Source organism: Pseudescherichia vulneris NBRC 102420 (genome assembly GCF_000759795.1).
In the GTDB taxonomy this organism is placed as follows: domain Bacteria; phylum Pseudomonadota; class Gammaproteobacteria; order Enterobacterales; family Enterobacteriaceae; genus Pseudescherichia; species Pseudescherichia vulneris.
Window position 1 is genome coordinate 153,031 of sequence record NZ_BBMZ01000008.1, and the last position, 17,589, is coordinate 170,619.

The 17,589-nt window shown below is 56.9% G+C and carries 19 protein-coding genes; 5 read left to right on the forward strand and 14 right to left on the reverse strand.

The annotated features are described in order from the left end of the window. Positions 1 to 24 precede the first annotated feature (24 nt). Entirely contained in the window at positions 25 to 1,329 is a 1,305-nt protein-coding gene (locus EV102420_RS06570; protein WP_042390209.1) for an L-cysteine desulfidase family protein, read from the forward strand. 45 nt (positions 1,330 to 1,374) lie between these two features. On the opposite strand, the gene EV102420_RS06575 is transcribed toward EV102420_RS06570, so the two are convergent. Next, entirely contained in the window at positions 1,375 to 2,073 is a 699-nt protein-coding gene (locus EV102420_RS06575; protein WP_042390211.1) for a pirin family protein, read from the reverse strand. Positions 2,074 to 2,177: 104 nt separating this feature from the next. On the opposite strand from EV102420_RS06575, the gene yhaJ reads away from it, so the two are divergent. Continuing rightward, positions 2,178 to 3,074: a DNA-binding transcriptional regulator YhaJ gene (gene yhaJ / locus EV102420_RS06580; RefSeq protein WP_042390213.1), complete on the forward strand. Its 897-nt coding sequence runs from the start codon at positions 2,178 to 2,180 to the stop codon at positions 3,072 to 3,074. Between the two features lie 36 nt (positions 3,075 to 3,110). Here yhaJ and EV102420_RS06585 read toward each other — a convergent pair whose 3' ends face one another. The 10 genes from EV102420_RS06585 to EV102420_RS06630 all read right to left on the reverse strand — a co-directional run bounded on the left by EV102420_RS06585 (position 3,111) and on the right by EV102420_RS06630 (position 9,875). Then, positions 3,111 to 4,097 carry a glutathione S-transferase family protein gene (locus EV102420_RS06585; RefSeq protein ID WP_042390215.1) on the reverse strand — a complete coding sequence of 329 codons (987 nt, stop codon included), beginning with the start codon at positions 4,095 to 4,097 and terminating at the stop codon, positions 3,111 to 3,113. 81 nt (positions 4,098 to 4,178) lie between these two features. After that, positions 4,179 to 4,571, reverse strand: coding sequence for a DoxX family protein (locus EV102420_RS06590; protein ID WP_042390217.1), 393 nt, complete (start codon positions 4,569 to 4,571; stop codon positions 4,179 to 4,181). Positions 4,572 to 4,803: 232 nt separating this feature from the next. Beyond that, complete coding sequence (locus EV102420_RS06595; RefSeq protein WP_042390679.1) at positions 4,804 to 5,064, reverse strand: YqjK-like family protein; 261 nt, start codon at positions 5,062 to 5,064, stop codon at positions 4,804 to 4,806. A gap of 38 nt (positions 5,065 to 5,102) precedes the next feature. Next, a complete protein-coding gene (locus tag EV102420_RS06600) occupies positions 5,103 to 5,498 on the reverse strand; it encodes a phage holin family protein (protein ID WP_042390219.1) in 396 nt (131 codons plus the stop codon). Between the two features lie 2 nt (positions 5,499 to 5,500). Then, positions 5,501 to 5,812: an ElaB/YgaM/YqjD family protein gene (locus tag EV102420_RS06605; protein WP_042390221.1), complete on the reverse strand. Its 312-nt coding sequence runs from the start codon at positions 5,810 to 5,812 to the stop codon at positions 5,501 to 5,503. Between the two features lie 33 nt (positions 5,813 to 5,845). Beyond that, positions 5,846 to 6,214: a DUF1090 domain-containing protein gene (locus tag EV102420_RS06610; protein WP_042390222.1), complete on the reverse strand. Its 369-nt coding sequence runs from the start codon at positions 6,212 to 6,214 to the stop codon at positions 5,846 to 5,848. Between the two features lie 151 nt (positions 6,215 to 6,365). Continuing rightward, positions 6,366 to 6,767 (reverse strand): EnvZ/OmpR regulon moderator MzrA, encoded by a 402-nt coding sequence (mzrA, locus tag EV102420_RS06615; RefSeq protein WP_042390224.1) that lies wholly within the window; start codon positions 6,765 to 6,767, stop codon positions 6,366 to 6,368. Further along, positions 6,751 to 7,413, reverse strand: coding sequence for a DedA family general envelope maintenance protein YqjA (gene yqjA, locus EV102420_RS06620; protein WP_042390225.1), 663 nt, complete (start codon positions 7,411 to 7,413; stop codon positions 6,751 to 6,753). Before yqjA ends, mzrA begins: the two co-directional genes overlap by 17 nt. Before the next feature lie 251 nt (positions 7,414 to 7,664). Continuing rightward, complete coding sequence (gene exuR, locus EV102420_RS06625) at positions 7,665 to 8,441, reverse strand: transcriptional regulator ExuR (RefSeq protein WP_042390226.1); 777 nt, start codon at positions 8,439 to 8,441, stop codon at positions 7,665 to 7,667. Between the two features lie 129 nt (positions 8,442 to 8,570). Continuing rightward, positions 8,571 to 9,875, reverse strand: coding sequence for an MFS transporter (locus tag EV102420_RS06630; RefSeq protein WP_042390228.1), 1,305 nt, complete (start codon positions 9,873 to 9,875; stop codon positions 8,571 to 8,573). A gap of 466 nt (positions 9,876 to 10,341) precedes the next feature. Here EV102420_RS06630 and uxaC point away from each other — a divergent pair, with 466 nt between their 5' ends. From uxaC to EV102420_RS06645, 3 genes are all read left to right on the forward strand, one after another. Beyond that, positions 10,342 to 11,754: a glucuronate isomerase gene (gene uxaC / locus EV102420_RS06635; RefSeq protein ID WP_042390229.1), complete on the forward strand. Its 1,413-nt coding sequence runs from the start codon at positions 10,342 to 10,344 to the stop codon at positions 11,752 to 11,754. Positions 11,755 to 11,771: 17 nt separating this feature from the next. After that, the gene (locus EV102420_RS06640) at positions 11,772 to 13,259 is read left to right on the forward strand and encodes a UxaA family hydrolase (RefSeq protein ID WP_042390231.1); all 1,488 of its coding nucleotides are present in this window, start codon (positions 11,772 to 11,774) and stop codon (positions 13,257 to 13,259) included. Between the two features lie 77 nt (positions 13,260 to 13,336). Next, complete coding sequence (locus EV102420_RS06645) at positions 13,337 to 13,855, forward strand: YgjV family protein (protein WP_042390232.1); 519 nt, start codon at positions 13,337 to 13,339, stop codon at positions 13,853 to 13,855. A 43-nt stretch (positions 13,856 to 13,898) separates the two neighbouring features. Here EV102420_RS06645 and sstT read toward each other — a convergent pair whose 3' ends face one another. From sstT to EV102420_RS06660, 3 genes are all read right to left on the reverse strand, one after another. Then, positions 13,899 to 15,140 carry a serine/threonine transporter SstT gene (gene sstT, locus EV102420_RS06650; RefSeq protein WP_042390234.1) on the reverse strand — a complete coding sequence of 414 codons (1,242 nt, stop codon included), beginning with the start codon at positions 15,138 to 15,140 and terminating at the stop codon, positions 13,899 to 13,901. 208 nt (positions 15,141 to 15,348) lie between these two features. After that, a complete protein-coding gene (locus tag EV102420_RS06655; RefSeq protein WP_042390236.1) occupies positions 15,349 to 16,317 on the reverse strand; it encodes a TerC family protein in 969 nt (322 codons plus the stop codon). A gap of 249 nt (positions 16,318 to 16,566) precedes the next feature. Further along, positions 16,567 to 17,568, reverse strand: coding sequence for a Gfo/Idh/MocA family protein (locus EV102420_RS06660; RefSeq protein ID WP_042390682.1), 1,002 nt, complete (start codon positions 17,566 to 17,568; stop codon positions 16,567 to 16,569). Positions 17,569 to 17,589: the final 21 nt, after the last annotated feature.

Here is a 17,589-nt window from a genome sequence, read left to right on the forward strand (position 1 = left end):
TTAATAAAATAGATGGACGTTATTATGTCAGATGCAAAATGGAACCCGATTTGGGATCGGTTTATTGAGATCGTACAGCAGGAGGTTAAACCCGCGCTGGGCTGTACCGAACCGGTCGCGCTGGCGTTGGCCAGCGCCATTGCCGCCGCGCAACTCTCCGGCAAGGTCGAGCGCGTGGAGTGTTATGTTTCGCCAAACCTGCTGAAAAACGGTATGGGCGTCACCGTGCCGGGAACGGGCATGGTGGGGCTGCCGATTGCCGCTGCCCTCGGCGCGCTCGGAGGCGATGCCGCCGCCGGGCTGGAGGTACTCAAAGCCGCATCGCCAGAGGCAATAGCAAATGCCAAAGCAATGCTTACGGAAGGGCGGGTATGCGTCAGGCTACAGGAGCCGTGCGCCGCGATCCTCTATGCGCGCGCCTGCGTCTATACGGCGGATAGCGATGCCAGCGTGACGATCGAAGGCGATCATACCCGTATCGTAAGGATCGAAAAGCAGGGCGAGACCGTTTTCCAGCGCTGCGATCGGGAGGGCCAGTGCGGCGAGGATCCGCTGGCGGCGCTGTCACAGACCACGCTGCGCGACATTTTGGCCTTCATTGAGCAGGCCCCGTTCGAGCGGATCCGTTTTATTCTTGAGGCGGCCCGCCTGAACGATGCGCTCTCCCGGGAAGGTTTGGCCCGGGAGTGGGGCTTGCACATCGGGACCACGCTGCAAAAACAGTCCGATCGCGGCCTGCTGGCAAAGGATCTCGCTTCGGCGATTGTGATCCGCACCAGCGCCGCCTCGGACGCGCGAATGGGCGGCGCGTCGCTGCCCGCAATGAGCAATTCGGGATCCGGCAACCAGGGGATCGCCGCCACGCTGCCGGTTGTGGTCGTGGCTGAGTCTTTAGGTGAGGGCGAAGAGCGGCTGGCCCGCGCGCTGATGCTCTCCCATCTTAGCGCGATCTACATCCACCACCAGCTGCCGCGTCTCTCCGCGCTGTGCGCCGCAACAACGGCAGCCATGGGGGCGGCAGCAGGCATGGCGTGGTTACTGGATGGACGCTATGACACCCTTGCGCGGGCTATCAGCAGTATGATCGGCGACGTCAGCGGTATGATTTGCGATGGCGCATCCAACAGCTGCGCGATGAAAGTGTCGACCAGCGTCTCGTCAGCGTGGAAAGCCGTGCTGATGGCGTTAGACGAGACTGCCGTGACCGGCAATGAGGGGATTGTGGCGCACGACGTCGAGCAGTCGATCGCTAACCTCTGCGCCCTGGCCTGCCATGCTATGCAGGCCACCGACCGGCAGATCATCGACATTATGGCGCATAAGGTCTGAAACCGTAGGCCGGGTCAGGCGAAGCCGCCGCCCGGCGTTTCATTGTCAAACAGGCAGGTCAACCAGCAGGGCCCGCAGCGGCGTATCCGCCACCAGCGTGATATTCGCCTCGTCGCGAATAAACGCCCCGTCGCCGCAGGTGAGCGCCTTCTGCTCCTCCTGGGGTGTCAGGGCATGGAACCTGCCGTGAATGGATTGCAGGTAGGCGCGCGGGCCATGGAGCTGAAAGCTGAGTTGCTCACCCTCGTCCAGTTCAATATGGTGCAGCCAGACCTGCTGGCGGAGCTGCATACTCTCATCCTGCCCGTCGGGGGAAGCCAGCAGCTGCTGCTGGCCCGCGATGGCCATCTTTTGCACCGGCGCGTTCTCACGCTCAGGGCAGGCGTCCAGCCAGAGCTGCATCCGCGTCAGGGACTTATCTTTGCTCAGGTTATGCTCGCTGTAGCTGATCCCCGGCTGGGTCGCTATCAGCAGCGCTTCTCCCGCCTTCACCTGTACATGATGGCCTTCGCTATCGCGGTACTCGGCCTCACCCTCAAGGATCAGGTTGAGAATATCCACTTTAGGATAGGTACGCGGCTGGAACGACGCTCCGGGAGCCAGTACCTCCTGGTTCAGCACCCGCAGGGAGGCATAACCCAACAGCTTAGGATCAAAGTAGTGTCCAAAGGAGAAGGTGTAACGGGCCTGCAGCCATCCGAAATCTGCCTGTCCGCACTGTTTGGCTGTTCTGGTAGTAATCATAATTCTGACCTCTCTTTACACTAAATCAATGGTAAAGGTATGGACGCTGCATTGTTAGCCAGATATTCTGCCCAGTATGTTCAAATTTCCTGAATGAGAACGAGATGGCTAAAGAGAGAGCGTTGACGCTCGAAGCACTGCGCGTTATGGACGCCATAGACAGACGCGGCAGCTTTGCGGCAGCGGCGGATGAGCTGGGCCGGGTACCTTCCGCATTGAGCTATACCATGCAGAAGCTGGAAGAGGAGCTGGACGTGGTGCTCTTCGACCGCTCCGGGCACCGGACAAAATTTACTAACGTTGGGCGCATGCTGCTGGAACGGGGACGCGTGCTGCTGGAGGCCGCCGACAAGCTGACTACCGATGCCGAGGCGCTGGCCCGTGGCTGGGAGACGCACCTGACGCTGGTGAGCGAAGCGCTGGTCCCCACGCCCGCGTTTTTCCCCCTGGTAGAGAGGCTGGCAACGAAAGCCAATACTCAACTCTCTATTATTACCGAGGTGCTGGCGGGGGCGTGGGAGCGTCTGGAGCAGGGCCGAGCGGATATCGTTATCGCCCCGGATATGCACTTCCGCTCGTCGTCAGAGATCAACTCGCGCAAGCTCTACACGCTTCTCAACGTCTACGTCGCCGCACCGGATCATCCGATCCACCAGGAGCCAGAGCCGCTCTCTGAGGTGACGCGGGTGAAATATCGCGGCGTCGCGGTGGCCGATACCGCCCGCGAGCGTCCGGTGCTTACCGTACAGCTGCTGGACAAGCAGCCGCGCCTGACGGTAAGCAGCCTGGAGGATAAGCGCAACGCGCTGCTGGCCGGGCTAGGGGTAGCCACCATGCCTTATCCGCTGGTGGAGCAGGATATTGCCGAAGGACGTCTGCGGGTAGTCAGCCCGGAATCCACCAGCGAGGTGGATATCATTATGGCCTGGCGGCGCGACAGCATGGGCGAGGCGAAGGCCTGGTGTCTGCGGGAGATCCCTAAGCTTTTTGCCGGGAAATAGGCAATAAAAAGGGCACCCTGAAGGTGCCCTGATAGCTTAGCCGAAGCGAATATCGCGCCCGTGCGGCTCATCCAGATCCTGCCACGGTCCGATGGAGATGATCCCCGTCGGGTTGATGGTCTTATGGCTGCGGTAGTAGTGGTTGCGAATGTGGGCGAAGTCGACGGTTTCGGCAATGCCCGGCAGCTGATAGATATCGCGCAGGAAACCGTGCAGGTTCAGATAGTCGCTGATCCGGTGCTTATCGCACTTGAAGTGCGTCACGTAGACCGGGTCAAAGCGCACCAGCGTCGTCCACAGGCGAATATCCGCCTCCGTGAGCTGATTCCCAGTGAGATAGCGATGCTGGCCGAGGATCTGCTCCAGCCGTGCCAGAGAAGAGAAGACATTCTCTACCGCTTCATCGTAGGCTTCCTGGCTGGTCGCGAACCCGGCTTTGTAGACGCCGTTATTGACGTTATCGTAGATCCAGCTATTCAGCTCATCAATCTGCCCCCGCAGCGCGGGCGGATAGTAGTCACCTGCTTTCGCGCCGTGCGCATCAAAGGCGGTATTGAACATGCGAATAATATCCGCAGATTCGTTGCTGACGATGGTGTGGTTTTTCTTGTCCCACAGCACCGGCACGGTGACGCGCCCGGTATAGTGCGGGTCGGCGTGAAGATAGAGCTGATAGAGGAAATCGTGCTGATAGAGCTTGTCGCCGGTGGCGGCAGGGAAGCTATCATCAAAGGTCCAGCCGCTCTCCAGCATCAGCGGGTTAACCACCGACACGTCAATAAATGGCTCAAGGCCTTTCAGCGTGCGCAGGATCAGCGTGCGGTGCGCCCACGGGCAGGCGAGGGAGACGTAGAGATGGTAGCGATCTTTCTCAGGTGCAAAACCACCTTCGCCCGTCGGGCCTGCTTCGCCGTCTGCGGTTAGCCAGTTACGGAACGCGGACTCTGAGCGTTTAAACCGTCCGCCTGTCGACTTCGTATCGTACCAGACGTCATGCCAGACGCCGTCAATAAGCTGTCCCATGGTGCTCTCCTTACTGCCGGAAAAAGGTTAAGCGGGAAGAGCTCGCTCTCCCCGCCTTGAATTGCTTTCAGTATAGAAGCCTTACCACTTTTTATTCAGAACGCGGTCGATGCTAAACGCGCCCGGACCGGTGATACCCAGCAGCAGGAAGCCGCCTGCGATGGTCAGGTTTTTCATGAACATGATGGAGTTCACGCCTTCAGCAAAGTTGCTGTGGAACAGGAACGCGGTGAGCAGCGTAAAGACGGCTGTAATCAGCGCGGTGGTACGGGTCAGGAAACCAAGCAGGATCGCCAGGCCGCCGCCGAACTCAAGCAGAATAACCAGCGGCAGCATGAAGCCCGGTACGCCCATCGCTTCCATATACTGCTGCGTGCCGGCATAACCGGTGATTTTGCCCCAGCCAGCGGTAATGAACAGAATTGGCATCAGAATACGCGCTACCAGAATACCCACATCTTCTAATTTTTTCATTTTACTCTCCAGAAAACCCTAAGGCTTAAAAATGTTATTTTTCCAGCGCTGGCGGGCACATGCGGCTCGTTCGCTGTCGATGGAGAGGATAATAAACGCGGCGGGGAGGGATTGTTAGCAAGGAAAACTGTCAATCTTTATCAAATAATATGATTGATAGCTATGCGGTCACGCCGAGCGGCGCTACGCTTGCACCGGCCTACACACTGCGTGGGCCGGTGCATAGTAGTGATTAACGCAGGCGCTGCTGCTTGAGAGTGGTCTGAACCAGACGCCAGGTGCTCCACGCGGCAAACCCGCGTTTCGCCCAACGCAGCATCATGTTGGGATGGCGAACGGTGCGCACCGCCAACAGGCTACTGCCCACCAGCAGCCACGACCGCAGGCTGAGGAAGGTGTTCCAGCCACGATCGTAAGCGCCCGTCGTCTCTAGCCAGTCGCGACGACTGGCGGTCAAATCAAGGCGCTGCTGCTGGATCTGGCTTAGCAGCATCGCTTTGCGTTTAAGACGCTCCGCTTTACTACTGCTCACTATTTATCCTCCTCCAGCAGAGAACGATCGTTAGCCAGCTCGCTACGCGTATGGCGCAGGAACGTTGATTGTCGAGCCTTGTGCATTGTCCAGAAACCGCCGATGATAGCGCCTACCAGCAGAACCACAGTGGTAGCGATCATCGCGTTAAGACGGTATTGAGGGTCGATAGCCCAGATGATAAGAACCATCAGGCTCATCAGGCCAAAGGCGGCCAGCAGCATGGTAAGCCCCACCATCAGGAGCATCTGGATGACGTTAGCTTTCTCTTCTTCCAGTTCTACCACGACCAGCCGCAAACGCGTTTCGACCATCTCAACAAGGATAGTCATAATGCGTTGCCCAATACCCAGGACGCTTTTGCCTGGCCCGCTTGTTTGACGTAAGTCAGCCATAATCAGCGTCGCGTCAGAAGCACGCCCAGCACCACACCGGCTGCAGCGGCAATCCCTACACCAGTCCACGGGTTCTCGCGCACATATTCATCGGCGCGCGTGGCGGCTTCACGGGTTTGTTTAGCAATAACATCGCTGGTTTCACCCAGACGATAGCGGCTTTCATGCAGAGCGCGCTCTGCTTTAGTACGCAGCTTACTCAACTCTTCTTTCGATTTGTCCCCGGAGTTACTTAATACCTCTTCCAGGGTATCCGTCAGGGATTTCAACTCAGCGCGCAGATGATCGGCGGTAGTATCTTTAGACTTAGACATAATTCTCTCCAGGTGAGCGAGTGGTAACTTCCTTTAATAATCACGGGCCTCAAGCGCACGCAGCTCTTCCTGCGCCTCTTTCAGCTTGTGTTCACGTTTGGTCACTTTATCCGCATCGCCTTTTTGCTGTGCTTCAGTCAGATCCTGCTGACGTTCAGCAACCTCTTCCTTTTGTTCAGCAATTTTTTTCTGGTGGTCTGCGCGCAGCTTGCTGTCGGTGCAGTTGGCTTTTAACTCTTTAAGCGCGGTGTTCAGTCCGTCAACGCGGCTCTGATTGTTATGCTTCTCGGCGTAGCTGATCTCGCGCAGGATATCCTGTTCTTTCTCCTGGCAAAGCGATACGGCCTGCGAAGCGGCGCTCAAAGATAAAAGGCTTAACGCCAGTACGATGCGGTATCTCATTCTTATAACTTTCCCTTGTTTAAGCGGCATATCACCATGAAATGCCGATAATGTAGTCAGTAAAAGAGTGACACTGTTCCCGTCTACTCAAGCATAGTAAGTAAACGCGAAGATCACCAAAGTAAGTGAAAAGATTCGGATTAGTAGAAGGTTAACCCAGACGGTGAGGCGTATCGCGCAGGCGGGTAAGCCAGGCTGCCGTCTGGTCGTCGTCGTCCTGAAGGGCGATGATATAGCCCTGCGGCAGGGTGCGGTCTAAGACCACTTTTGCCGCCGCGCTTTGCGCGCTGGAGTCAAAGGTAATGACCAGGGTGTCATTTTTCGGCGTGATGCTTTTGAAGCGGATCCCGTTGGCGTCGAGGTGGTGCCAGACGGAGAAGCCGTCCGGCACGCTGACGCTCTGGTTACCGGGACGAATAGCCAGCGTCGACTCGCGCTGCTGGAGGGTAGCCCAGGCAGCGAAGAGCAGGGTAAAGAGCATAATGGCGGCCAGCGCAAAAGCGCACTGATGTATGAGTGCGCGCCGCGAACGTAGCTTACTGCCGATTTCCATATTTTTTCTTCCATAAAACGAACAGCGAGCCAACCAGCCCTATTACCAGCAGCACCACCGGCAGCAGCATCAGGCAGGACATGAGCGCATCTTCATATTTGAGAAACACGGGCGTCTTGCCCAGCAGATAACCAAAGGTCGTCAGGATCACTACCCACAGCAGGCCGCTCATCCAGTTAAAGAACTGAAAGCGAGCGTTACTCAGGCCGGAAAGACCGGCGATGGTCGGCAGCAGCGTGCGCACAAAGGCGATAAAGCGGCCGATCAGCAGCGCGGAGAGCCCATGCTTATGGAACATATGGTGCGCCCGCTGGTGATAGTGTGCGGGCAGATGTGACAGCCAGTTCTGCACGATACGCGTATTACCGAGCCAGCGTCCCTGGATATAGCTTACCCAGCAGCCGAGGCTGGCGGCGGCGGTAAGCAGCAAAATCGTTTGCGGATAACCCATTGCCCCTTTGGCAATCAGGACGCCTACCAGCACCAGCAGGCTATCACCCGGTAAAAATGCCGCTGGCAGCAGGCCGTTTTCCAGAAACAAAATCATAAATAAAACAAAATAGAGCATGCCGATCATGGAAGGATTCGCCAGCGTTTCGAAATCCTGGTGCCATAAAGCGTTCAGTAACTGGGTAAGTAGTTCCATTCAGTGTTCCTGGTACATCGGTTAACGAATATCGGGGTTAACGCCGCTGGAAAGAAATTGCATCTAATTGTAACAAACGCCAGAGATCTGCGTCACTGAAAATACGTATTTTAGGAATTGATTTTGCTTGCGGGGGCGGGGAGTGACAAAGGTTTTTACAAAGGCTGACACTCTATACGGTTACTGACCGCGTTATGTTATTGATTGCACAGCGCAGGCGCACCAGCGCCCGCGGCAAAAAGAGAAGGGTGTTATTTCACGGCGGTTGCGGCAGTATCGAGGTGAACCACCGGATTTTCAGCAAACAGATAGCGGTCAGCGTTGAACTCAAAGTCGTCGCTAGTTTCATTGAACAGCATCAGCTTGGTGTTCTCCAGATGCTGCCACATCGCTACCTTCGCCGCATGCGGATCTTTACGAATCAGCGCCTTAAGGATCTGGTCATGATCGTCACACCAGTTGTCTACGGTGCGGGCATCAATGTGATCGTGCAGTTTTTTCCAGTACGGGTTGTGTATGCGCTGAGTCCACATTTTTTCTACGATTGCTGCCAGGGCGGTGTTCTGCGTGGCCAGCGCCACCTGAACGTGGAACTGGAGATCCCACTCCGAGTCGCGGAAGCACTTCTCCTGCCGCGCCTTATCCTGGATCTCCATCAGCTTCATGATGTCCTGTTTAGTCACCTGGGTAGCGGCAAACTCGGCAATATTACTTTCAATAAGCTGGCGAGCCTGTAGCAGCTCAAACGGACCGTAGTTAGCAAACTCCATAGACTCGTCGGGGATCTGCTGATATTTCGCCTGGTTAGAGATGACATGGATACCCGAGCCTTTGCGCACTTCGACGTAGCCTTCAACTTCCAGCATGATGATCGCTTCGCGCACCACGGTGCGGCTCACGCTCTTCTCATCGGCAATAAAACGCTCGGCAGGCAGTTTGTCACCGACAAGATACACGCCGGCCTCAATGCGGCTCTTTAGCTCAGCGGCCAGCTGCTGATATAAACGGCGTGATTCGGTGATTTCCATATGCGCTCCAGGCGAGACAGGATAGATAGATTTGTTATACCACTTTTCCTAAATTCTCACCATACCAGTAATGAAAAAGCCGCCCGAATAGTGTGGGCGGCTGGGTATCAAATGCGTTATTACATTCTATTAGTGTTGGGCGGCAGGGCCACCGACGGCTCGCTTCTCTTCCTCAAGCTCGGCAGCGGACTTGCTCTTCAGCACGGTCCAGATAACGATAGCCCCCATGATGTCGAACACGGCCAGCACAGCAAACAGCGGGCTGAAGCCAATGGTATCCGCCAGCGCACCGACCACCAGCGCAAACATGGTGCTCGCCGTCCAGGCCGCCATACCGGTCAGACCGTTAGCCGTCGCCACTTCGTTACGACCAAACACGTCAGAGGAGAGCGTGATCAGCGCACCAGACAGAGACTGGTGAGCAAAGCCGCCGATACACAGCAGGCCAATCGCCACGTACGGGCTGGTGAACAGGCCGATCATGCCAGGGCCAATCATCAGTACCGCACCCATGGTCACAACCATTTTACGGGAGACGATCAGGTTCACGCCAAACCAGCGCTGGAACAGCGGCGGCAGGTAGCCCCCTACGATACAGCCGAGGTCTGCGAACAGCATAGGCATCCAGGCGAACATCGCGATCTCTTTCAGGTTAAAGCCGTAGACTTTAAACATGAACAGCGGGATCCAGGCGTTGAACGTACCCCAGGCCGGCTCTGCCAGGAAACGCGGCAGGGCGATACCCCAGAACTGACGAGTACCCAGAATCTGCCAGACGGTCATTTTCTTACCGTTGTTGGTCTGGTGCTGTGCTTCCTGACCGCCAATGATATAGCTACGCTCTTCTTCAGTTAATTTTTTCTGATCGCGCGGGTGTTTGTAGAAAATCAGCCAGGCCATTGCCCAGGCGAAGCTCAGCACGCCGGAGATAATGAACGCCAGCTGCCAGCTGTGCATAACGATTGCCCACACCACCAGCGGCGGTGCAATCATCGCCCCGATAGAGGAGCCAACGTTGAAGTAGCCAACGGCAATAGAACGCTCTTTCGCCGGGAACCACTCGGAAGCGGCTTTCAGGCCTGCCGGGATCATCGCAGCTTCAGCGGCACCGACTGCACCACGTGCCAGCGCTAAACCACCCCAGCTGCCTGCCAGCGCCGTAGCACCGCAGAAGATTGCCCAGGTCACAGCAAAGACGGCGTAGCCTACTTTGGTACCCAGAATGTCCAGCACGTAGCCCGCAACCGGCTGCATGATGGTGTAGGCGGCGGAATAAGCCGCGATGATATACGAGTACTGCTGCGTGGAGATGTGCAGCTCTTCCATTAGCGTTGGCGCAGCCGCAGCAATGGTGTTACGGGTCAGGTAGCCAAGCACGGTGCCCAGCGTCACCAGCGCTATCATGTACCAACGTAAACCTTTAATTTTACGCATGTAAAACCTCATCGTTATGTTATTTCCGCCTTGGGCGGCCCTCCTCCGGATCGAGCCGGGGGAGATGTAACGGGGGGCCTAGCCGGGAGTAACTCCCGAAACGGCCCGGACCTTGCCATCAGTGTGCGTGCACAAGTCGGTATCCGTACCGGTAAACTCAGTGATAAATCACCTGTAATGCATTCCGTCGGTATATGTTTCGCGACGGCAGAAAGATAACTTGTCATACAACTTTAAAAGGTGAGTGACATCACAAAAGTGCTTTTCTCTGTGTGGGCATTATTCCGCGCCAGCAAAGCCAGAGCTGGCGCGGGTTAGCGGCGAATTTACTCCCTTGAGGGTAAATTTTTTGTCAGCGTTTATTGATCTAACTCACGAAAATATCTTCGGTCTATAGAAATTGGTGTGATAACTTTGTCAGCATTGAACGTACGCATCTAACGCACTCGTTTAGAGGAAGACGATAATGACCGCTTTTATGACCGAAGATTTCCTGCTGGATACCGAATTTGCTCGCCGTCTGTACCATGATTACGCGAAAGATCAGCCGATTTTCGACTATCATTGCCACCTGCCGCCGCAGCAGATTGCGGACAACTACCGTTTTAAAAACCTGTATGACATCTGGTTGAAAGGCGATCACTATAAGTGGCGTGCGATGCGCACTAACGGCGTGCCTGAGCGCCTGTGTACCGGTGATGCCTCTGACCGCGAGAAGTTTGATGCGTGGGCCGCTACCGTGCCGCACACTATTGGCAACCCGTTATACCACTGGACGCACCTCGAACTGCGCCGCCCGTTTGGTATTACAGGTAAGCTGCTCTCTCCGGCAACCGCTGATGAGATCTGGGAGCAGGGCAATGCGCTGCTGGCGCAGGATAAATTCTCCGCGCGTGGCATCATGCAGCAGATGAATGTGAAGATGGTCGGCACCACCGACGATCCGATCGACTCTCTGGAGCATCACGCCAGCGTGGCCAAAGACACCGATTTCAGCATCAAAGTGCTGCCGAGCTGGCGTCCGGATAAGGCGTTCAACATTGAGCTGGCGACCTTTAACGACTACATGGCGAAGCTGGGTGAAGTCTCTGATACCGACATTCGCCGCTTTAGCGATCTGCAATCCGCGCTGACCAAGCGTCTGGATCACTTTGCCGCCCACGGCTGTAAAGTCTCTGACCATGCGCTGGACGTGGTGCTGTTTGCCGAAGCGAGCGAAGCCGAGCTGGACAGCATTCTTGCCCGTCGTCTGTCAGGCGAAACCCTGAGCGAACATGAAGTGGCACAGTTTAAAACTGCCGTGCTGGTCTTCCTCGGCGCAGAGTATGCCCGTCGCGAATGGGTACAGCAGTACCACATCGGCGCGCTGCGTAATAACAACCTGCGCCAGTTCAAACTGCTGGGGCCGGACGTCGGCTTCGACTCCATCAACGACCGTCCGATGGCGGAGGAGCTCTCTAAGTTGCTGAGTAAGCAGAACGAAGAGAACCTGCTGCCGAAAACCATTCTTTACTGCCTGAACCCGCGCGATAACGAAGTGCTGGGGACCATGATCGGTAACTTCCAGGGTGAAGGTATGCCGGGCAAAATGCAGTTCGGCTCCGGCTGGTGGTTTAACGATCAGAAAGATGGCATGGAGCGTCAGATGACCCAGCTGGCACAGCTTGGCCTGTTAAGCCGCTTCGTCGGTATGCTGACCGATAGCCGCAGCTTCCTCTCCTATACCCGTCACGAGTACTTCCGTCGCATCCTGTGCCAGATGATTGGCCGCTGGGTCGCCGCCGGGGAAGCTCCGGCAGATATTCAGCTGCTGGGCGAGATGGTGAGAAATATCTGCTTTAACAATGCGCGTGATTACTTCGCGATTGAACTGAACTAAGGCCGTTTGAGGTTGATATGCAATACATCAAGATCCATTCGCTAGATAACGTCGCAGTCGCCCTGGCTGACCTGGCGGAAGGCGCGGAAATTTCTGTCGATAACCACACCGTGCAGCTGCGCCAGCCGGTGGGACGCGGGCATAAGTTTGCCCTGCAGCCCATCCCGCAGGGGCAGAACGTGGTGAAATACGGTCTGCCGATTGGCCACGCCACGGCAGATATCGCAGCGGGTGAATACATTCACTCTCACAATGCGCGCACCAATCTGAGCGATCTGGACGAGTATAGCTATCAACCCGATCTTCATGCTGCAGAAGCGCAGGCGGCGGATCGCGACGTTGAGATCTATCGTCGGGCCAACGGCGAGGTGGGGATCCGCAATGAACTGTGGATCCTGCCAACTGTCGGCTGCGTCAACGGCATCGCTCGCCAGATCCAGACCCGTTTCTTAAAAGAGACGCAGAATGCTGAAGGCACCGACGGCGTCTTCCTGTTCAGCCACACCTACGGCTGCTCCCAGCTTGGGGACGATCACGTCAACACCCGCACCATGCTGCAAAATATGGTGCGCCACCCTAACGCGGGTGCGGTCCTGGTGATTGGTCTCGGCTGTGAGAACAACCAGGTTGATGTGTTCCGCGAAACGCTGGGCGATTTCGACCCGGACCGCGTCCACTTTATGGTCTGCCAACACCAGGAAGACGAAGTGGAAGCGGGCCTTGAGCATATGCACCAGCTCTATAACGCGATGCGTAACGATAAACGCGAACCGGGCAAGCTGAGCGAGCTGAAGTTTGGCCTTGAGTGCGGCGGTTCCGATGGCCTCTCTGGCATCACCGCTAACCCGATGCTGGGCCGCTTCTCCGACTACGTGATCGGCAACGGCGGTACGACCGTGCTGACCGAGGTGCCGGAGATGTTTGGTGCCGAGCAGATCCTGATGAGCCACTGCCGCGATGAGTCCACGTTTGAAAAAACCGTCACCATGGTGAACGACTTCAAACAGTACTTTATCGCCCACAATCAGCCGATCTACGAGAACCCATCGCCGGGTAACAAAGCGGGTGGCATTACCACCCTGGAAGAGAAGTCGCTGGGCTGCACCCAGAAAGCGGGGGCCAGCCAGGTGGTTGACGTATTGCGCTACGGCGAGCGTCTGAAAACCCATGGTCTGAACCTGCTGAGCGCGCCGGGTAACGACGCCGTTGCTACCAGCGCCCTGGCTGGCGCGGGCTGCCATATGGTGCTCTTCTCGACCGGACGCGGTACGCCTTACGGCGGTTTTGTACCGACGGTAAAAATCGCCACCAACAGCGAGCTGGCGGCGAAGAAAAAACACTGGATCGACTTCGATGCTGGTCAGCTGATCCACGGCAAACTGATGCCGCAGGTGCTGACCGAGTTCGTGGATACCATTGTTGAGATCGCTAACGGCAAACAGACCTGCAACGAACGCAACGAGTTCCGCGAGCTGGCGATCTTCAAAAGCGGCGTTACGCTGTAGTTCACTTCGGCGGTAAAGTTAAACGGCGTTTCAGCCTCTGAAGCGCCGTTTTTTTATATCACGCGATAAGGATCCCTATGACCGCATATTGGCTTGCCCAGGGCGTTGGCGTCATCGCCTTTGTGGTAGGTATCACGACCTTTATCAACCGCGACGAGCGGCGTTTCAAGAAGCAGCTCTCCCTCTACAGCGCCATTATCGGCGTGCACTTCTTCCTGATGGGGGCGTTTCCCGCCGGATCAAGCGCTCTGCTCAACGCTATCCGCACCCTGATCACCCTGCGCACCCGCAGCCTGTGGGTAATGGCGCTCTTTATCGTGCTCACCGGCGGGCTGGGGTTGGCAAAGTTTAACCATGCGATGGAGCTGCTGCCGGTGTTTAGCACCATTGTCAGCACCTGGGCGCTGTTCCGTCTAAAGGGGTTGGCGATGCGCGGCGTGCTCTGGTGCTCTACCGCCTGCTGGGTAGCGCATAATTTCTGGCTGGGGTCGATTGGCGGCACGCTGATTGAGAGTAGCTTTTTGATTGTTAACGGTCTGACCATCATCCGCTTCTGGCGTATGCAGCAGCGCGGGATCGATCCGTTCAAGGTGTAGACCCGGCAGCGTTGCGCCGCCGGGTATAAGGCTGATGAAGGTCTTAGCTACGCAGGGCGTTTTTCGCCAGGCGCTCGTCTTCCGCCATACAGGCCGCGGCGGTAAAGAGCACGTCGGTGGAGGAGTTCAGCGCCGTTTCGCAGGAGTCCTGCAGCACGCCGATAATAAAGCCCACCGCCACTACCTGCATGGCAATATCGTTCGGGATGCCAAACATATTACAGGCCAGCGGGATCAGCAGCAGCGAGCCGCCCGCCACGCCGGAGGCTCCACAGGCGCACAGGGAGGCGACCACGCTCAGCAGCAACGCCGTAGGCAGATCCACTGGAATACCCAGAGTGTGTACCGCCGCCAGGGTCAGCACCGTAATAGTGATCGCCGCACCGGCCATGTTAATGGTTGCGCCCAGCGGCACGGAGACGGAGTAGGTGTCGCGGTCCAGGTTCAGCTTTTCGCACAGCGTCATGTTAACCGGAATGTTGGCCGCCGAGCTGCGGGTAAAGAAGGCGTAGACTCCGCTTTCGCGCAGGCACATAAACACCAGCGGGTAGGGGTTACGACGGATCTTCCAGAACACCAGCAGCGGGTTGATGATCAGCGCTACCAGCAGCATGCAGCCGATCAGAACAACCAGCAGCTGGGCATAGCCAAACAGGGTGTCAAAACCGGTGGTGGCGAGGGTCGAGGCAACCAGGCCGAAGATACCGATAGGCGCGAAACGGATCACCAGCTGCACCATAAAGGTTACCGCGCTGGAGACATCATTCAGCAGATTTTTAGTCGTCTCGTTACCATGGCGCAGGGCAAAGCCCAGCCCGACGGCCCAAACCAGAATGCCAATGTAGTTGGCGTTCAACAGGGCGTCGATCGGGTTAGAGACCATGCTCATCAGCAGGCCGCGCAGCACCTCTACGATGCCCGACGGCGGCGTGATCTCCGTTGCGCCGGTAACCAGCTGCAGCGTCGAGGGGAACAGGAAGCTAAACACCACCGCCGTCAGCGCGGCGGAGAAGGTCCCCAGCAGATAGAGAAACAGAATAGGGCGGATACTGGTTTTCTGACCGTGCTGGTGGTTAGCAATGGAGGCCATAACCAGCATTAATACCAGCACCGGCGCGACGGCCTTCAGCGCGCCAACGAAGAGGGTGCCAAGCAGCCCCACGGCAATTGCCGCAGGCTTGGAGATCCACGCCAGCAGAATACCGAGCACTAGCCCGACAAGGATCTGTTTTACAAGACTGCCCCGCATAAAATGCTTGAACAGGCCAGACGGTTGTGTCGCCATGATAGTTCCTTAAGTGAAATTGCGTTCCAGTCGGAATGTGCTCTGTGTCACGTTTATGTCCGAATGTAACTGAATGTTTGCCTGGTTGAGTATATGGAAAGAACTATCGAGGGGAAGTGCAACGTGCTGGATTTTACGTACTGCGTCAAAGTTTTTAACTAAGTATTTACATTTTTCCGGGCGGCGCTCACGCCGCCCGGCGTAATGATTATGAGAGTCGCTGCTTCTTGTCGTTCTGATGGTTAACCCAGGCATTGATCAGCAGGGTTACCGCCAGGATGCCGCCCACCACGCCCAGCGAGATAGCGATGGGGATATGGTAGAAATCGACGATCAGCATCTTGATACCGATAAACACCAGGATCACCGACAGACCGTACTTCAGCATTGCAAAACGCTCCGCTACGCCCGCCAGCAGGAAGTACATTGCACGCAGGCCGAGGATGGCGAACAGGTTTGAGGTCAGCACGATAAACGGGTCGGTGGTGACGGCGAAGATCGCCGGGATACTGTCCACCGCAAAGATCACATCGCTCAGCTCCACAAGGATCAGCACCAGCAGCAGCGGGGTGGCATACAGCAGGCCGTTGCGCCGCACGAAGAAGTGCTCGCTCTCAATGGTATCGGTCATGCGCAGATGTCCGCGCAGCCAGCGCACCATCGGCTTGTCACCGATCCCGGCCTCGTCCTCTTTCGCCAGCGCCATTTTGACCCCGGTGAAGAGCAGGAATGCACCAAAGACGTAGAGCAGCCACTCGAACTGCGTGATCAGCCAGCTACCGGCGAAGATCATGATGGTACGTAGCACAATCGCGCCCAGTACGCCGTAGATCAGCACCCGACGCTGGAGGGCAGGCGGGATAGAGAAGTAGCTGAACAGCATCAGCCAGACGAAGACGTTATCCACCGCCAGCGCTTTTTCGATCAGGTAGCCGGTGAGGAAGGCGAGCGCCTGCGGATCGGCCACGGCCCGTCCTTCGGTGCTCGCCAGATACCACCAGAAGACAGCGTTAAACAGCAGCGAGAGGGTGACCCACAGGATCGACCAGCCGGCCGCCTGTTTCATGGTCATGGTATGGGTGCCACGACGGCCATGAAGCAGAAGGTCGATAGCCAGCATGATCACAACGACTACAGCGAATCCGCCCCACAGGAGCGGTGTGCCGACACTATTCATAGAGAGTTTCCTTGCAATAAAAACAAAAACGGCCAACGTCGAAAGACGGCAGCCGCTTGTTTTTAGAGCACAGGGCCTCGCCTTTCGGCAAGGTCTCACTTACACCCTGTTCAGGATGCCCGGCGACCGGATGCGTAAACGCATCGTAATGACGACCTGCCGGCGAAGAAGTTACTCCCCTTTGCTAGTAACAAAATATGTCAGAGCAGAGAGGGCGTCAATGTCAGCCCCCTCCGGTTTTACATACCTTTACGCCGGTAAGTCCAGCTGTGCAGCAGCGTCCGCCGGGAACACGACGCCCGTCTGGCGGCGGATCTCGGTGAGCACCTTGGCGGTAATACGGCTCACCTCAAGGCCAGCGTGGTTAACCGTGTTCTCATCCACCAGCTGGGCAAACCGCTCCGCTTCATAGAGCATGGTGTTGATATGCTGCGGCTGGGTGATCTCCTGCGGCTTGCCGCCGCGCGGCACAAACGACACGCGCTGGCACTCGGAGAGGTGCTCAATCACCAGCGCGCCATCCTCGCCCTGGATCTCGCTGGCCAACGAGGAGTCGCTGACCTTGGAGTGCTGCAACGTGACGCTGAAGTCACCGTAGTTCAGCACCGCTACGCCGTGACCGTCGACGCCGCTCGGCAGCAGGCTGGCGGTGGCCTGCACGCTCTGCGGCTCGCCCCACAGCGCTACCGCTGAAGCCAGGCAGTAGAAGCCAATATCCATGATCGAGCCGTTAGAGAAGGCCGGATTGAAGGTATTGGGGTTCTCGCCGTTGAGGTAGCGCGGATAGCGTGAGGAGTACTGGCAGTAGTTAAAGAACACCTTCCGCAGCGTGCCCACCTTCGGCAGCGACTGTTGCACCAGCTGGAAGTTAGGCAGCGCGGCGGTCTTAAACGCTTCAAACAGCACGACGCCGTTTTCCCGCGCAACCGCGATGGCCGCCTCGACTTCCTGTAAATTTGAGGCCAGCGGCTTCTCGCAGATCACATGCTTCTTATGCCGTAAAAAGAGCTCGGTCTGCGAGAAGTGCAGCGAGTTGGGGCTGGCGATATACACCGCGTCGATAGATTCACTCTGTGCCAGGGCGTCGAGCGAGGTAAAGAGATGCTCAACGGGATAATCGCTGGCAAAGTGCTCAGCCTGCTCAAGGCTGCGGGAGTAGACGCCGGTCAGCTTCAGCTTGCCGGTCTCATGGGCGGCATCAACGAACTGGCGGGTGATCCAGTTGGTGCCAACGACTGCGAAACGTATCATAAATCCTTTATGCTCCATCGG

Excerpts from the sequence above, each read along its gene's own strand:
- mzrA (WP_042390224.1), bottom strand. The coding sequence starts at position 6,767 with ATGGAAATCGGCAGTAAGCTACGTTCGCGGCGCGCACTCATACATCAG.
- EV102420_RS06605 (WP_042390221.1), bottom strand. The coding sequence starts at position 5,812 with ATGTCTAAGTCTAAAGATACTACCGCCGATCATCTGCGCGCTGAGTTG.
- EV102420_RS06645 (WP_042390232.1), top strand. The coding sequence starts at position 13,337 with ATGACCGCATATTGGCTTGCCCAGGGCGTTGGCGTCATCGCCTTTGTG.
- yhaJ (WP_042390213.1), top strand. The coding sequence starts at position 2,178 with ATGGCTAAAGAGAGAGCGTTGACGCTCGAAGCACTGCGCGTTATGGAC.
- EV102420_RS06570 (WP_042390209.1), top strand. The coding sequence starts at position 25 with ATGTCAGATGCAAAATGGAACCCGATTTGGGATCGGTTTATTGAGATC.
- EV102420_RS06660 (WP_042390682.1), bottom strand. The coding sequence starts at position 17,568 with ATGATACGTTTCGCAGTCGTTGGCACCAACTGGATCACCCGCCAGTTC.
- uxaC (WP_042390229.1), top strand. The coding sequence starts at position 10,342 with ATGACCGCTTTTATGACCGAAGATTTCCTGCTGGATACCGAATTTGCT.
- EV102420_RS06640 (WP_042390231.1), top strand. The coding sequence starts at position 11,772 with ATGCAATACATCAAGATCCATTCGCTAGATAACGTCGCAGTCGCCCTG.
- EV102420_RS06630 (WP_042390228.1), bottom strand. The coding sequence starts at position 9,875 with ATGCGTAAAATTAAAGGTTTACGTTGGTACATGATAGCGCTGGTGACG.
- EV102420_RS06600 (WP_042390219.1), bottom strand. The coding sequence starts at position 5,498 with ATGGCTGACTTACGTCAAACAAGCGGGCCAGGCAAAAGCGTCCTGGGT.
- EV102420_RS06610 (WP_042390222.1), bottom strand. The coding sequence starts at position 6,214 with ATGAGATACCGCATCGTACTGGCGTTAAGCCTTTTATCTTTGAGCGCC.
- EV102420_RS06590 (WP_042390217.1), bottom strand. The coding sequence starts at position 4,571 with ATGAAAAAATTAGAAGATGTGGGTATTCTGGTAGCGCGTATTCTGATG.
- EV102420_RS06655 (WP_042390236.1), bottom strand. The coding sequence starts at position 16,317 with ATGAATAGTGTCGGCACACCGCTCCTGTGGGGCGGATTCGCTGTAGTC.
- sstT (WP_042390234.1), bottom strand. The coding sequence starts at position 15,140 with ATGGCGACACAACCGTCTGGCCTGTTCAAGCATTTTATGCGGGGCAGT.
- EV102420_RS06585 (WP_042390215.1), bottom strand. The coding sequence starts at position 4,097 with ATGGGACAGCTTATTGACGGCGTCTGGCATGACGTCTGGTACGATACG.
- exuR (WP_042390226.1), bottom strand. The coding sequence starts at position 8,441 with ATGGAAATCACCGAATCACGCCGTTTATATCAGCAGCTGGCCGCTGAG.
- EV102420_RS06575 (WP_042390211.1), bottom strand. The coding sequence starts at position 2,073 with ATGATTACTACCAGAACAGCCAAACAGTGCGGACAGGCAGATTTCGGA.
- EV102420_RS06595 (WP_042390679.1), bottom strand. The coding sequence starts at position 5,064 with ATGCTGCTAAGCCAGATCCAGCAGCAGCGCCTTGATTTGACCGCCAGT.
- yqjA (WP_042390225.1), bottom strand. The coding sequence starts at position 7,413 with ATGGAACTACTTACCCAGTTACTGAACGCTTTATGGCACCAGGATTTC.